The 16560-nt window shown below is 43.7% G+C and carries 7 protein-coding genes; all 7 read left to right on the top strand.

The features are described from left to right. The first annotated feature begins 88 nt into the window (after positions 1-88). The 7 genes from KIT51_15005 (at position 89) to KIT51_15035 (ending at position 16505) form a co-directional block, all read left to right on the top strand. Positions 89-2506, top strand: a complete 2418-nt coding sequence (locus KIT51_15005) for an ABC transporter permease (GenBank protein UYN86161.1) — start codon at positions 89-91, stop codon at positions 2504-2506. Between the two features lie 12 nt (positions 2507-2518). After that, the gene (locus KIT51_15010) at positions 2519-4969 is read left to right on the top strand and encodes an ABC transporter permease (protein UYN86162.1); all 2451 of its coding nucleotides are present in this window, start codon (positions 2519-2521) and stop codon (positions 4967-4969) included. Between the two features lie 28 nt (positions 4970-4997). Then, the gene (locus KIT51_15015) at positions 4998-7388 is read left to right on the top strand and encodes an ABC transporter permease (protein UYN86163.1); all 2391 of its coding nucleotides are present in this window, start codon (positions 4998-5000) and stop codon (positions 7386-7388) included. 14 nt (positions 7389-7402) lie between these two features. Beyond that, positions 7403-9772 carry an ABC transporter permease gene (locus KIT51_15020; GenBank protein ID UYN86164.1) on the top strand — a complete coding sequence of 790 codons (2370 nt, stop codon included), beginning with the start codon at positions 7403-7405 and terminating at the stop codon, positions 9770-9772. A gap of 24 nt (positions 9773-9796) precedes the next feature. Continuing rightward, positions 9797-12229 carry an ABC transporter permease gene (locus KIT51_15025; protein ID UYN86165.1) on the top strand — a complete coding sequence of 811 codons (2433 nt, stop codon included), beginning with the start codon at positions 9797-9799 and terminating at the stop codon, positions 12227-12229. 121 nt (positions 12230-12350) lie between these two features. Continuing rightward, complete coding sequence (locus KIT51_15030; GenBank protein ID UYN86166.1) at positions 12351-13661, top strand: hypothetical protein; 1311 nt, start codon at positions 12351-12353, stop codon at positions 13659-13661. A 405-nt stretch (positions 13662-14066) separates the two neighbouring features. Further along, positions 14067-16505 carry an ABC transporter permease gene (locus KIT51_15035; GenBank protein UYN86167.1) on the top strand — a complete coding sequence of 813 codons (2439 nt, stop codon included), beginning with the start codon at positions 14067-14069 and terminating at the stop codon, positions 16503-16505. The last annotated feature ends 55 nt before the right edge of the window (positions 16506-16560 follow it).

Here is a 16560-nt window from a genome sequence, read left to right on the forward strand (position 1 = left end):
TTTAAAATGGCCCAATTCGAAACAGAATTCGCCATTATTTGCATGTGGCATCGGATTCGCAAGTGCAATGGTCAACAACCATTTGCTTATGTTACGAAACCTGCTTGTTGTAGCCTACCGTGGTATAACCAGAAATCTTAGCTACACACTTATTAACATACTGGGCTTAAGTGCCGGACTTTCCGCCTGTCTGGTTATTTTTCTGGTAGTGAAATTTGAACTTTCGTTCGACACGTTTCATAAAAATAGCGATCGGTTGTTCCGCGTAACCCGGGCTGCTTCAAATGCATCCGGAATACAACACTCAGCCATTACTCCTTATCCGTTTGCTGCTGCTTTCAGAAATGATTTTAATGACATTCCACTGAACACCCAGTTTCATTATCACGAAGAGGTACAGGCTACCATAGGAACAGAAAAATATAAAGCAGCGCATATCCTGTTTGCCGACTCCATGTTTTTCAAGGTCTTCAGCTATGAAACGCTTTCGGGAAATCCGGCAGTTGATCTTGGTCAACCCGGCAAAGTTTTTCTTACAGAAACGTTAGCCGCAAAAATTTTAAAGCCTGGCATTACACACCTCACCCTAGACAATAAACTGGAAGTGGAAGTGGTTGGAATAGTAAAAGACCCACCAGCAAACTCACACATCCGGTTTTCCATGATTGTTTCCATGCCTTCCTTGGGTAAGGATTTTTTAGGATTGCCTATAGACCAGTGGGGAATGAATATGTCGGGATACAGTTACCTGGTGCTGCCAGCGGGAATGTCGACACAAGCAGTTGAAGAGCGGCTTGAATCATTTGTTAAGAAGTACTACGTGGGTGAGGATGCAAGCCGGCAAACCTACAGCCTACAGCCCCTGAGCGAAATTCACTTTGACGAACGATACATTGACACGCCTGGTGGACAGGGATACATTAACCGTTCGAGTCTACTTATACTTAGCCTACTTGGCGCATTCATTCTGGTTGTAGGATGCATCAATTTTGTTAACCTCAGTACGGCAATGGCAGTTAAAAAGTCGCGTGAGATTGGCGTACGTAAAACACTCGGTGCATCACGCAACCAGCTTATCGCACAATACCTCTCCGAAGCATTCTTACTCACCATAGTATCAACCGGGTTCGCTTTGCTGATCTCCGAATTGACGCTGCCATTTATTAATCAATTTCTTCAGAAAGAAATTTCACTAAACTGGAACAATGGTATGTTGCCTGCTTTTCTTGGGGGTCTTATTCTTGTTACTGCTGTACTTTCTGGTTTGTATCCGGCCTTTGTATTGTCGGCCTTTAATCCTGTAACAGTGCTTAAGAATAAGTTGAGTTATCAGGGAAGTTCTGGTGCGTATGCGCGTAAATATCTGGTAGTGTTTCAGTTTATGATTGCACAAATGTTGATTATCGGTACGTTAGTAGTGGCCAACCAAATGAATTATCTGGGGTCAAAGCCATTAGGCTTCACCAGGCATGCTATCATAAATATTCCACTGCCTGAAACCAAAAAAGAAAAACGGGAATCCCTTAATACCTTGCTGGAAACAGTGCCAGGAGTAGAAAAGGTATCTTTCTCACTTGGGCCCCCCACTTCAAACAGCAATTTTGGCACGGGCTATTACCTGACCGAACGCGGTAATGCAGACCGGTATGAGGTGGCCATTAAACCTGTTGATTACAATTATCTGGAAACCTATGGTATTGAATTGGTAGCGGGACGCTGGTTCTATGAAAATGAAGAGAAGATGACCGACCTTTCGTTACCAGCTAAAGACCGAAAGTATGTTTGCCTTGTTAATGAGGCACTGGTACGGCAACTGGGGTTCAGTACGAACGAAGAAATCTTAGACAAACTTATCAACATAGGGTTGAATGATATAGATGTACCTGTGGTGGGTGTTGTGAAAGATTTTCACACAACATCGCTTCATCAAACCATAGGGCCTGTTGTGCTTATCCACTTTCCTTATTTTTATTACGATGCAGGCATTCGGATTAATACAGCGAGTACTAACGTAGTGTTGAAATCGATTGAAGAGGCTTATGCTAAAGTATTTCCCGAATATTTATTCAATTATACTTTTCTGGATAATCACCTTGAAAATTTGTATCGCCAGGAGAAGCAATCCCTTACATTAGTTCAAATCTTTTCCGGTCTTGCTATCCTGATTAGCTGCCTGGGTTTACTGGGGCTTGTGTCATTCCTCACGCAACAAAAAGTAAAAGAAGTTGGTATCCGAAAAGTCTTTGGAGCCTCTGTGGGGAGCATTGTGTTGTTGTTTTCCCGAAATTTTATCGGTTTAGTCCTCATTGCCTTTCTGCTGGCCGCACCCATTAGCTGGTACGCCATGAACCAATGGTTGCAGGCATTTGCTTACAAGACCACCATTGGTTACGCTGTGTTTGGTATTGCCGTTATCGGCACATTGGTTGTTGCGTTTCTTACAGTAATGTACCAATCAGTAAAAGCTGCTTTGGCAAATCCAACACTATCATTACGAAACGAATAAATCTCATTTAGTATGTTCCGCAACTACTTAGCCATCGCCCTTCGAAACCTGCTCAAGCATAAAGCATTCTCCATGATCAATATTGGCGGTCTTGCCGTTGGCATGGCTTGTTGTGTTTTGCTGGTTCTCTACATCCATGATGAATTCAGCTTCGAACAACATTTTACAGACCACGAACGCATTTACCGCATCTACAGCGTTTTCTCGCGCGATGGAAACTCGGAATCATTTCCACGAACTTCACCCCCGGTGGCCATGGCGCTGGCACAAGAATTTCCGGAAGTAGAAACAGCTACCCGGCTGGTTCCCATTCCGGAAGTAGAACAACACCTGATACGGTATGAAGAAAACCTGTTCTATGAAAAAACAGGTTACCTTACTGATTCAACATTCTTCGATGTTTTTTCCTTTGCGTTTCAGGAAGGCAATCCGCAAACCGCGTTGGATCGCCCAAATACTGTTGTGGTTACGGCTGAATTAGCCGAAAAAATTTTCGGAAAAGCGGAGGCGTTGGATAAGTCTATCATCATCAGCAGTGGTCAGTATACCGATACCCTGTTTATCAGTGGCGTACTCAAACCAAATCCCAAACCTTCGCATGTCAATGCTTCTTTTTACATGAGCATGAACGGGCACCCCATGGGCAATTTCATCAACACCACAACCACCTGGGCCTGGCAGAATTTCGTTATCAGCTATGTAAAGCTGAAACCAAACACCTCACCAACCACCGTGGATGAAAAAATTTCAGCATTAATTGACCGGCATTCAGGCACCGATTTAAAAAATGCCGGGCTGCAAAAAGAGATGTACCTGCAGCCATTAGACAATATTCATCTCCATTCTGATTTTCAAAATTCATTCGGCATGGCCGAGGCGGGCAACATCGAATACATTTATATATTGGGTTCGATCGGGATATTTATTTTGTTGCTGGCTTGCATCAACTTCATGAACCTGACAACGGCTAAGGCTTCGCAACGTGCCGGTGAAGTGGGCGTGCGTAAATCATTAGGCGCCACGCGTCCAAATCTTATCCGCCAGTTCTTAGGCGAATCCATGACCATTGTTTTGCTGGCGCTGCTGCTGGCATTGATCCTGGTACAAATAACCTTACCCTTCTTCAACGACCTTACCCAAAAGGCGCTAAGCCTTCAATCGATCAACATCTCCTTCATCCTGGGGATCATGCTACTCATTGGTATTGTTACAGCGCTGGTTGCGGGAAGTTATCCGGCATTTTTCCTCTCGTCATTTCAACCGGCTATTGTTTTAAAAGATAAACGCCTGAGTGGTGGCAGCTCCAATTTTTTACGCAAAAGTCTGGTTGTATTTCAATTTGTCATTTCCATTACGCTAATCTCTTCAATCGTCATCATCCATCGCCAACTGAATTTTATTCAAAGCAAACCATTGGGTTTTGATCCGGAATATAAAATCATGATTCCATTACGGACCGATGAATCGAAGCAACAATATCTGCAACTCAAAAATTTGTTTGCGCAGATTGGCGGTGTTGAGAAAATATCCGCAGCCCGCAGCTTACCTTCAACCCCCATGCTGAGCGATTTTGCTGTATATCCGAAAGGATCATCGCAAGACAGAGGCATAATCCATCGAAATACTGTAGTAGATGAGAACTATTTCGATTTATTAGATATCAAATTACTGACCGGAAGAACGCATGTGTTTGAAACCGATAGCTTTTCGTGGCAGAACCCCAGCCGCAAAATCATGGTAAACAAAGCCAGCCTGCAAACCCTGAATATTTCATTAGAAGAAGCGTTAGGAACACAACTGCTTTCAGAATGGCAAGGGCAAACCTTCACGCACGAAATTATAGGTGTAGTTGACGATTTCCATCAGTTTTCACTCCATGAATCCATTGCTCCGCTTATATTCTGGATACCGGCTAATCGCGGAAATTACAATTTCATCATAGCCTCAGTAAGCCCGCAGAATTACCAGCACATCATTCAACAAATGGAAGTGAAGTGGAAGCAGCTGGTTCAGCGCACGCCATTTGAAGCAGACTTTTTAAGTGATAGCGTGAAGCGTCAATACCAAAATGACCAGCGCGTTTCAAAAATCATATTTGTATTTACGAGTTTAGCCATCATCATTTCCTGTCTCGGTCTGTATGGACTATCGGTATACATAGCCGAACGCAAAGTAAAAGAAATCGGCATCCGAAAAGTATTGGGTGGCTCCGTAAGCAGCATTGTTGGGATGCTCTCCAAAGAATTTGTGATTCTGGTAATCATCGCTCTAATAATTGCTGCACCGGTTGGCTATTATGCCATGAACAAATGGCTTCAGTCATTCGCGTATAAAATTGAATTGAATGTTGTGGTCTTTGTTATCACCGGCATCATCTCGCTTGTAATCGCCTGGCTTACCGTTGGCTTTGAATCGATTAAGGCGGCCATGGCCAACCCGGTTAATTCATTACGAAACGAATAAAAAGTTCAGGCTGATAAAACAGAGAACTATGCTATTAAACAATTTAAAAATCGCCTTACGCAACTTGCTGCGTTATAAATCATTCAGCATCATCAACATTCTCGGGCTAACCATTGGGCTCACCCTGTTTTTAGCCATTACACTTTATATAATGGATGAATTTTCGTTCGATAGGTTTCACACCAAAAAAGATCGTATTTACCGTGCTGTGATTACGGCTGAATATGACGGGCAGGTGAATAAATGGGGGCGAGTACCCAACCGGGTAGCAACAACAGCACAACAGGAAATACCCGAAATTGAAAAAGCCACACGGTACTTTCACCATAACTTCGGTGATATCGCCTTTCTTTCAACGGATGATGAAAAGTTTAGCGAAACACAACTGTTTTATGCCGACCCTGAATTGTTCGACATCTTCTCTATTGAGTTTGTCCAAGGCAACCCAGATCAGCCACTATCAAAACCAGGTTCGATTGTGATCAGCGAAAGTGCAGCTAAAAAATATTTTGCCAAAACTGATCCAATCGGTAAAACGATAACCGTGAACAACAACCTGTCGTTTGAAGTAACCGGTGTGTACCGCGATTTTCCGGGCAACTCATCACTGAAGGCCAACCTGATAGCTTCGTTTGCATCAAATTGGTTTGGGAGGGAACAAAACCAAAGCTGGGGCAATGCCAGTTTTGAGTCGTTCTTCTTACTTCATGACGGTGTTTCAAAAGCCACCATCGACAATAAAATTGAGGAAATGCTGGGCCGCCACCTGGAAAAAGAAAACCGGTGGTATACCATTTCACTTCAGCCACTACTGGACATCCACCTGAAGTCGGGCGACCTGAACACTTCATTTGACCGCACCACATATGGCGACATTAACCAGGTAAAAATCCTGATAGCCCTTGCGCTTATTATCCTGTTGATTGCCGCTGTAAACTATATGAACATGGCCACGGCACTATCGCAACGCAGGAATAAAGAAGTTGGTATTTCAAAAACATTAGGGGCAACTACCAGCCTGCTGAATAAAAAATTCTATTTCGAGACCGGTTTATTTGTATTACTGGCCATTACATTAAGCATGGTTCTGTTTACTACGCTCCTTCCCTTCTTTAACGAACTTACCGGAAAGCAGGTAACAACAGTTTTTTTAAGTAGCAATTTGTTTTGGACAGGCTTTGTACTGGTTGGCATAATCCTTACCGTGTTGGCAGGCTCATACCCAGCCTGGTACCTCTCTTCCTTCTCGCCAAAAGCTGCGCTTCAAAAAGTAACAACGGCCGGAACCCAGGTTATGATTCGCAAAGGACTGGTGGTTTTTCAGTTCACCGTATCCATGGTACTGATCGTAACCACCATTGTGTTTTACAGGCAGATGAACTACATCCAAAACAAAAAGCTTGGTTACGAACCAGAACAGGTGGTTGCCATTATGACCTCCGCAACACGCGATCAGGAACTGATTCGTACATTAAAAACAGAATTTGAATCATTGGCCGAAGTAAAGCAAGTTAGTCGCAGCCAAGCCTATCCGGGCATTGGTACCAGCGGGTACACCATCAGGCACGAAAGGAACGAACAAAATGGAGCTTCTATCTACACTACACGGGCTACCCATGAAGTACTGGATGTGTTAGGGATAAAATTACTGGCCGGTCGTTCCCTTCCCGAATTAAAAGATCCCAATGACACAACCATACAAGTTGTATTGAACAAAAGCGCAGTGGACTACCTACAACTTACACCCGAAGAAGCCATAGGCCGGCAGGTATTCATCTTCAATAATGCACCTGCTGAAGTGGTAGGCGTAACGGAAGATTTTCACTTTGCCTCCATGCACCAGAAAATCGGGCCGTATTGTTTCAACAACCATACGGACAACGGATATATATACCTGTTGGTGAAAGTAGAAACGAATAACTTAATGGAAACGATCAGCACGCTTGAATCGACCTACAAGAAAATTATCCCAGCCGCGTTCGATTATACCTTTATTGACGACCGTATGGCAGGACTTTATAAAGCTGAACAAAAACTGGCCAATGTGGTATTGACAGCATCCGTCATTGCCATTTTCATCGCTTGCCTTGGCTTGTATGCATTGGCAGCTTTCACAGCTGAGCAACGCACAAAAGAAATTGGCATCCGCAAAGTGATGGGCGCTTCGGTATCGCAATTGGTAACCTTACTTTCAAAAGATTTTCTGATGTTGGTAATGATTGCCGTTGTTGTTGGAATACCTGTTAGCTATTACCTGTCGGATCGCTGGCTGGAAAGCTTTGCCTATAAAACCAGTATAGGCATTTCCGTATTTATACTGGCCGGATCATTAAGCCTGCTGATCGCGTGGATTACCGTTGGTTTTGAATCGGTAAAAGCCTCACTGTCAAACCCTGTGAACTCATTACGAAACGAATAATAAAAGAAAGAATAATGCTACTGAACTATTTAAAAATCGCCCTGCGTAATCTTCAACGAAACTTTACGTATTCGTTCATCAACATTTTCGGGTTATCCATCGGTATTGCCTGCAGTATCTTAATAATGCTGTGGATTGCCGATGAATATCAGTTTGATCGCTTTCATGAAAAGCGGGACAACTTATATAAGGTAATGATGAACCAAACCTTTTCCGGAAAGGTAGGTTCACAAATAGCTATGCCCTATCCGTTAAAGGATGCTCTACCAGAATACTCATCAAAAATCAAGCATACCGTAATTACCAATTGGGGCGAAGGCTTTTTGCTCACGGCCGATGAAAATAAAATCACCAAGGTTGGCCTGGCCGTAAGCGAAGATTTTCTTAAGATTTTCACCTTCCCGTTGGTGCAGGGCGATGTGAATACAGCACTTAACGAACAAAATTCAATTGTGTTAACGGAAAGTGTTGCAAAAGCCTTGTTTGGTAATGAAGATCCGCTGAATAAGCTGGTAAAAATTGATAATAACCAGGAGTTGAAAGTTACAGGAGTTATGAGGGACTTTCCCGATCAAACAACTTTTTCCAATTACCATTACCTGATTCCATTCTCCTTTATTGAATCGATACAAGCCTGGGTGCGTCAATCACGCGAACGGTGGGACAATAATTCATTTCAACTGTATGTGGAACTTGAGCCGGGCAGTACGCTGGAAGAAGTTAACACCTCTATAAAAGACATTGTAAAGAAAAACAGTGCAGATACACTCACCCAGCCGCAAGTATTCCTCCATCCGGTATCCGACCTAAGGCTTTACTCAAAATTTGAAAATGGAAAAGCAACGGGTGGCATGATTGAGTACGTAAGACTTTTCGGTGCCATCGCCATTTTTGTATTACTCATTGCCTGCATTAATTTTATGAACCTGGCCACGGCCCGCTCAGAAAAAAGGGCACGCGAAGTAGGCATCCGAAAAAGTATTGGCTCACGAAAAAAAGAACTGGTCGCCCAGTTTTTAGGTGAGTCGCTGCTCATTACAACCTTTGCCTTTTTTGTTGCCGTTGTGTTGGTGGAGTTATCGCTACCGATGTACAACACCCTGGTGAACAAGAGACTTTTAATCGACTATTCAAATCCATACTTATGGGGTAGTGCCGTTGCCTTGATTTTAGTTACCGGAATCCTTGCCGGCAGTTACCCTGCCTTTTACCTCTCCTCCTTTCAACCGGTAAAAGTCTTAAAAGGAAAAATCCAAACCGGTAAGCACACAAGTTTGCCACGTAAAATTTTGGTTACGCTACAGTTTGGCTTCTCCATCTTCCTGATCATCGGCACAATCGTAATCTATAAGCAGATTATGCATGTGAAGGACCGTGAGATTGGGTTTGACCGCGAAAACCTGATGATGATTTGGATCAATACTGAGTTATCCGATAGTTATGAAACAATTAAAAATGAATTAATTGCAACAGGCGCAGTTAAGCACGTAACAAAATCCAATAGCCCGGTAACATCAATTTTTGCCAACAACATTGTGGAGTGGCCCGGTATGGAACCGGGAACGCGGGTTATTTTCAGCACCATTGCCACCGAATATGATTATGTAAAAACGATGGGCATTAACCTGTTGGAGGGCAGGGATTTTTCAAGAGAATTTAATGATAGCACCAGTGTGATTATTAACCAGGCCGCTGTAGATGTTATGGGTCTTACCGAGCCTGTCGGATCAAAAGTTAACATGTGGGGCGGGGAGTTTACGATTGTTGGCGTTACCGAGAACGTCATCATGAATTCACCTTTCGAACCGGTAGCACCCATGGTTGTTGTTTTTGAGCCGGAATGGAACAGCACCATCACCCTTCGGTTAGAAAAAACTTCGGATTTATCCGGAGCGATTAACAAAGTAGAAGATGTCTTTAAACGATTGAACCCAACCTATCCTTTTGCCTACCGTTTTGCCGATGTGGAGTTTGATAAAAAATTCTCATCGATAAACCTGGTTGGTAACCTGGCAAAAGTGTTTGCCGCCCTGGCACTGATTATCACTGCACTTGGGTTGTTTGGCCTTGCTGCTTTCACGGCAGAACAACGCTCGAAAGAAGTGAGCATCCGCAAAGTGCTGGGAGCCTCTGTAGCCGGACTGGTATTAATGATCTCCAAAGATTTCGCACGATTGGTTATTTTTTCATTCGTACTTTTTGCCCCCTTGGCAGGCTGGTTCTTAACCGGCTTCCTGGAGGAATATCCTTACCGCATTACCATACCGTGGTGGATATACCCACTGGCTGGCCTCTCTGCCTTAATCGTAGCCTTAGTTATTGTTAGCACCCAAGCCTTACGGGCAGCGGTAAATAACCCGGTAAACAGTTTACGCAACGAATAATAATTAATACATACTTCGGAAATTATGTTACGCAACTACATCCTTACCACCCTTCGCATATTAAGTCGCCAAAAGGTTTACTCGGCTATTAACATCTTCGGGTTAACGATTGGTATTACCAGCACCTTATTGCTGATTCTTTACATTGTAGATGAGATCAGCTACGATCGTTTTCATACCGATGCTGATCGTATGTATCGCAGTGTAATGTCTGCCAAACTGAATGATCAGGAGTTCAGCACCATCTACACCGGCCTGCCCATGCCGGAGGCGCTGCTCAAAGATGTGCCTGCAGTAGAATCCGTTATTCGGGTAGCCAAATGGAATACAATTCCTGTACGGTTTGATGACAAAACCTTTACCGAAAATCGTTTTCTATTGTCGGATTCAAACTTTTTTAATTTTTTCAGTTTTCAACTACTGGTTGGAAATCCGAAAGAGGTTTTGAACGGTCCAAATAAAGTTGTGATTACCGAATCAACCGCTAAAAAATATTTTGGTTATACCGGACCCGGTGATCTTTCCCCTATAGGAAAAATGTTTTTCATCGGCAGCCAAGGTGAAACAAAAGCAGAAGTAACTGGCATTGCTGCCGATGTTCCGCACAATTCACACCTGAAGTTTGATTTCCTTCTTTCCATCACAACATGGGAGCAATTAAATTATCCTATCTGGCTTAACAGTGCTGTTGTATCATACTTTAAAATCAGACCCAACACCACCATTGAAGATGTGGATAATAAGTATGACTTTTTTGTCAATACGTACATCGCGAAAGAAATTGAGATGTTCCTTCAAATGACGATGCAGCAATTGGCTGAAAGCGGAAGTTATATAAGGTTCAGTTCGCAACCGCTTACCAGTATCCATTTGCATTCGCAACTTTCAGATGAACTTGAACCCAACGGCAACATCCGGTATCTCTACCTGTTCGGGATGATCGCCATCTTTCTGATTGTATTGGCGTGTATCAACTTTATGAACCTGAGCACGGCACGGGCAGCCAATCGCGCCAAGGAAGTAGGCATTCGTAAAACCATTGGGGCGTTGCGCCATAAGCTTATTGGTCAGTTTATGATGGAATCGTATCTGTACACGATCATTGCCATTCTGCTGGCGCTGATGCTGGTGTCCTTTTCGTTGAATTTCTTTAATTCCATCACCGCTAAAAACATTGCTTTTACTTCCTTACTTAGCCCTATGTTCCTGGGAGGTCTGTTTGTCTTTACAATAGTTATCGGTGCACTGGCCGGAAGCTACCCTGCCTTTTACCTTACCGCCTTCAAACCTGCAGAAGTGTTGAAAGGAAAAGTACGGGCAGGTTTTAAAAGTTCAGGTATCCGAAATGCGTTGGTGGTGTTTCAGTTTTTTATTTCCATTGGGTTAATCATTGCAACCCTGATGGTGTTTCAACAACTCAAATTTGTTCAGCAGCAAAACCTGGGGTTCGATAAACGAAATATCATGACGCTCCTTCACACTCTGAATCTCGCTAAAAATGGTGAAGCCTTTAAGAACGAATTGAAACAATACCCGGAAATTGAAAGTGTTACCTTCGCTAACCGCATGCCGCCCAATGTAGATTGGAATTCAGTATTCCGGATACCTGATACCGGTCAAGAACAAATGCTTACCGTGTATACTATCGACTATGATGGCCTGGAAACTATGGGGTATCAACTCGCTGAAGGCCGGTTTTTCTCCCGTGATTTCAAAACTGATACGGCAACATGCTTGATTAACGAAGCAGCATTCCGTCAACTTGGCTGGGATACTTATGAGGGTAAGAAGATTCTTTCCCGATTCAACACGATGGAAGGTAATGAGCTGGAAGTGATTGGTATAATAAAAAATTTCAATTATGAATCATTGAAAAGCAACATCCGGCCCATGATTATTATGTTGGGACCAGAACCAAACTTTGAAGCCGGTATACGCTTTGCATCCGATGATATTCAGAGGAATATCAAATTGGTTGAAGAAGTCTGGAAGAAATACGCGCCTCAGGCACCGCTTGAGTACAGCTTTCTCGATTCAAACTTCGCTGCAAAATATAAAGCAGAAGAACGCATGGGTCAGGTGTTCATCATCTTCACCGGGTTGGCCATTATCATTGCGTGTTTAGGGTTGCTCGGACTTGCCACCTATTCGGCAGAACAACGTGCCAAAGAAATCAGTATCCGTAAAGTGATGGGTGCCACGGTAAGTCAGGTGGTGTTTTTATTAAGTAAAGACTTCGCCAAACTCATTGTTGTGGCTTTTGTACTGGCCATACCTTTAACATGGTACCTGCTTGAGCGTTATTGGCTTGAGGGTTTCGCATATCGCATTCATTTTAATCCATGGATTATTGCTTCCGCTGGTTTGGTGGCACTTGTTGTTGCTTTGCTTACCATAAGCATACAAGCTTTCCGCGCAGCGATGGGCAATCCGGTAGATTCATTGAGGGGTGAGTAAAACCTCACCCCTTCCCCTCTCCTAACAGGAAATGGAGAGGGATCCGAGCACATTCAATATATTCTTTATGGAATCGTGACCTCTCTTGCATCATAGGCATTGTAAACAAAAACCAATGCATATGAAAACGCTTAAATTCATTCCAATTGTACTCGGGGCAGCTACGCTGGCATTCTCGCTGGTGGCCTTTACATTAAAAGTAGAAAAGCCCGAAAAACCGTTGCGGGAAATCCCGAAGGGCTGTGTCTTTCTAACCGTTATGGGTGAAGAAAGATCGGACTCCAGCTTTATGTATAAAACTCCCGATGGTGTTACTACATCGGTAAATCGTGGGTTAACATGGTTGGCGAAAGCGCAAAACAACAATGGTGGATGGGGAGCCGGCAGTCACAGTCGTCAGCATATTATGGATCCTCATGCCGTACAAACTGATCCGGCCACCACCAGCATGGTGGCTATGGCCATTTTACGAAGCGGCAGTACACTTACCAAAGGCGAATACACTGCACAGTTAAATAAAGCTCTTGAATATATCCTTCGCGCGGTGGAGCAATCACCGGCCGCCACCTACAATATTACTGAACTTACAGGCACACAAATTCAAACCAAGCTGGGCGCGAACATTGACGTGGTGCTCGCCTCACAGTTTCTGTCAAACGTGATAGAACATACGCAACACGACAAGGCGCTGCAGGCACGCGTAAAGAAAAACCTGAACACCTGCGTTGCTAAAATACAGCGCGCACAGGATCGTGATGGCAGTATGAGCGGTGACGGATGGGCGGGTGTATTGCAGTCATCGTTTGCTACCACAGCACTGGAAGCGGCTCAGGCCAATGGCGCCAATGTTGATGAAGATGGGTTGCGCAAATCGAGGGAGTTTCAAAAAAATAATTATAATGCTAAAACCGGTGAATCCAAAACTGATCGTGGTGCCGGTATAGTTCTGTACTCGGTATCTGGCTCAACCCGTGCCAGTGCAAAGGAAGCCCGCAGGGTACAGGAAGAAATGGAGAGAGCAAAAGGCACCGGACGATTAGCTCAAAGTGCACCGCCTTCTGCTGAAAATTTAGAAAAAATTGGTTTCTCAAAAGATGAGGCCATTCGCTATGCAACAGCGTATGAAGTGTATGAATCTGCCAAACAAACTGCTCAACGCGATGATGTGCTGGATGGCTTTGGCAACAATGGCGGTGAAGAATTTATGAGCTATCTGCAAACCGGTGAAGGCATGATCATCGGCAAAGATCAAACCTGGAAAACCTGGTACGACAACATGAGTGGCCGGTTGGTAAAAATTCAAAATAATGACGGTAGCTGGAACGGACATCATTGCATTACCAGCCCCGTGTTTTGCACCGCAACCTGTTTATTGATACTGGCGGTAAACAACGATGTTGAAAGATTAATTAAGATGGGCAAGGAGAATTAAACCCGGAATTGTCATTAGAAATTAGGTCAGACATAAATACATGACGAATCCTGACAGCAAAACGTCAGGATTGTCAGGATTAACCCTGACATTGAAAATGAAGGAAGACTTACTTTTAGAACCAACTATCAACTTCTTCATTTTCAATCGTCAGCACCTTGTGCAAAAAAGTCTAATGACTTTTTTGGGTTAAACTTGATTCTCTTGTAGGGTGAAGGGGCGGGAAACCGCCCTTTTTAATTTTAAAACCGAACGGTCAATGGCCATATCCGAACGGTATGGGTAAGTAATATTCGTTAAGAACAGCTCTTGATGCATCAAAAAGCAACCTTCAAAAACTTTCATGGTCTTTGCAGGAAACCTGTGAACTCAAGTGAAAGTCCATTATATAACCCCTGTTTGCCTATGCTCTTTAATTACCTGAAAGTTGCCTTGCGTTCCATCTTTCGCAACAAGCTCACCTCCTTTATCAATATTGCTGGTCTTGCACTGGCGCTTACCAGCGCTTTGCTCATTACCTTTTATGTGGTGGATGAGTTGAGTTATGACAGGCATCACCCGGCTGCCGATCGGCTGTATCGGGTAACGCGTTATTTCTACGATCAGGATGGGAACGCCAGCTTAAAGTTGGCCAACGTGGCCCCGCCTATTGGTATGCTCATGCGTAATGATTTTCCGGAAATAGAAAAACTCTGTCGCATGCTCCCCCTGAATACAACCGTAACGTTGCCTGAAGAAGGCGTGGAGAATAAATCATTTAGAGAACGGAACATTTTTATAAGCGAGCCGGAAATATTCGAATTGTTTGATATTGAGTTGACAGAGGGAAACAAAGCCACTGCGCTGGAAAAACCAGCAACCATTTTATTATCGGAACCTGCTGCTGAAAAATATTTTGGCACCACACAGATTCAAGGAAAAACCCTGCAGGTATTCGGTTTTCCCGTACAGGTAACCGGAGTGTTCAAGCCCTTCCGCGGGCAATCCCATTTTCATCCCGACTTTCTCATTTCGTTCAGCACCCTGAATGATTCAACTATTTATGGAAGACGGGGGCTCGAGACCAACTGGGGAAACAATTCTTTTGGTACCTACTTTTTACTGAAGGAAGGCGAACAGCCAAAAGCACTCGAAAGCAAGCTTCCGGATTTTCTTGACAAACATTTTGGAACTTTTGCACGCGCCAACTTTGGGGCAGCACCCGATTTTGTTGCCTCCAAAGTCACCAGTCTTCAACTTCAAAAAGTTTCTGATATACATTTACATTCTCATCTGGATGATGAACTTGAACCTCCCGGTAACATCAACACCGTGTACCTGATGGGAACCATCGGGTTGTTCATCATTCTCATCGCCTCTTTCAATTTTATTAACCTGAGCACCGCACAGGCAACCAAACGTTCCAAAGAAGTAGGCATTCGAAAAGTTGCTGGTGCTTTCAAAACACAATTGATGGGACAGTACCTGAGCGAGTCTGTTTTAATTGCCCTGTTTTCATGTCTGCTTGCCCTTGGTGCAGGGTATAGTGGGTTAGAATGGCTTAATAGTTTTACCGGCAAGTCCATTAGCTACTTTAGTCAGCCCCTTATCATCATCCTTATGGTGGCTGGCTCTGTAACGGTCGGGTTACTGGCAGGGCTATATCCTGCTGTTATCATATCAGGATTTAAACCGGCCGTCATCTTAAAAGGAAAACAAACTGGCGGAAAGCCTGTGCTCCGCAGGGCATTGGTGGTGGTGCAATTTGCGATTTCTATTGTGTTGATTATTGCAACTGGAATAATTTTCAGTCAGCTTCAATACCTGAATAAAAAAGATCTGGGGTATGCCAAGGATCAGGTTATCACGCTGCCTTACTACAGTCAGCTAAACGATAATTATGATGCATTTTACAACGCCTTAACCGGGCACTCGGCTATAAAAAATTCGGGGCGCTCCTCTCGTATTCCAACCGGCAGGTTACTCGATTCCATGGGCGCACAAATGCGAAAAGGTGATTCACTTCAAAGTGTGGGATCACGCATTGCTTATATTCGTGTTGACTATACCTTTTTCGATACCTATGGTATTCCTTTTGTTGCCGGAAGAAACTTTTCAAAAGAAGTACGTACCGATGATTCGCTTGGTTATGTATTGAATGAAACAGCTTTGGTGGCTATGGGTATTAACGATCCTGCGTCACTAATCGACCAGGAATTTTCATACGGTGGTGTCAACGGCAAAGTGATTGGTGTTGTGAAAGATTTCCATTTTGAATCCCTGCACCAGGTTATCAACCCAATGATTTTTCTGATTCAACGACCAGCATACAATAATCTTTCCATTCAGGTGGCCGGTAATAATTTCCAGGAAGGACTGAACCACATCGAAAAAGTATGGCGGGAATTTTTACCCAATCAGTTATTCGAATTTACTTTTATGAACGAACGGTACAACAACCTCTATCAAAATGAACTGAAGCAAAGTCAGTTGTTCACAGGTTTCTCCATGCTGGCCATTTTTATTGCTTGCCTCGGATTGTTCGGCTTAGCCACCTTTAATACCTTGCAACGGGTAAAAGAAATTGGTATCCGTAAAGTTCTTGGCGCTTCTGTTCCCAGCATACTCACGTTACTCTCGCGTGAAATTATTATGCTGGTTATTGTTGCCAATATTATTGCGTGGCCGGTTGCGTGGTACTTCATGGAGAAATGGCTTAGTGGTTTTGCTTACCATATCAACATGAGTGTTTTGCTCTACTTGCTGGCTGCCGGGGTGGCCATACTGATTGCCATCCTCACGGTTAGTTCGCAAACACTAAAAGCGGCTATGAGCAACCCGGCTACTACGTTACGCTATGAGTAATGTGGCTGATGCCCGGAGAGTAATTAAGCCATTTAAAAAAGGGGTAGGCAACTAC

It is taken from the genome of Cyclobacteriaceae bacterium, from assembly GCA_025808415.1.
Lineage (GTDB): Bacteria > Bacteroidota > Bacteroidia > Cytophagales > Cyclobacteriaceae > UBA2336.

What these genes read in the sequence shown, in the direction of transcription:
- KIT51_15020 (UYN86164.1), top strand. Translation starts at nt 7,403, where the DNA reads ATGCTACTGAACTATTTAAAAATCGCCCTGCGTAATCTTCAACGAAAC.
- KIT51_15025 (UYN86165.1), top strand. Translation starts at nt 9,797, where the DNA reads ATGTTACGCAACTACATCCTTACCACCCTTCGCATATTAAGTCGCCAA.
- KIT51_15035 (UYN86167.1), top strand. Translation starts at nt 14,067, where the DNA reads ATGCTCTTTAATTACCTGAAAGTTGCCTTGCGTTCCATCTTTCGCAAC.
- KIT51_15030 (UYN86166.1), top strand. Translation starts at nt 12,351, where the DNA reads ATGAAAACGCTTAAATTCATTCCAATTGTACTCGGGGCAGCTACGCTG.
- KIT51_15005 (UYN86161.1), top strand. Translation starts at nt 89, where the DNA reads ATGTTACGAAACCTGCTTGTTGTAGCCTACCGTGGTATAACCAGAAAT.
- KIT51_15015 (UYN86163.1), top strand. Translation starts at nt 4,998, where the DNA reads ATGCTATTAAACAATTTAAAAATCGCCTTACGCAACTTGCTGCGTTAT.
- KIT51_15010 (UYN86162.1), top strand. Translation starts at nt 2,519, where the DNA reads ATGTTCCGCAACTACTTAGCCATCGCCCTTCGAAACCTGCTCAAGCAT.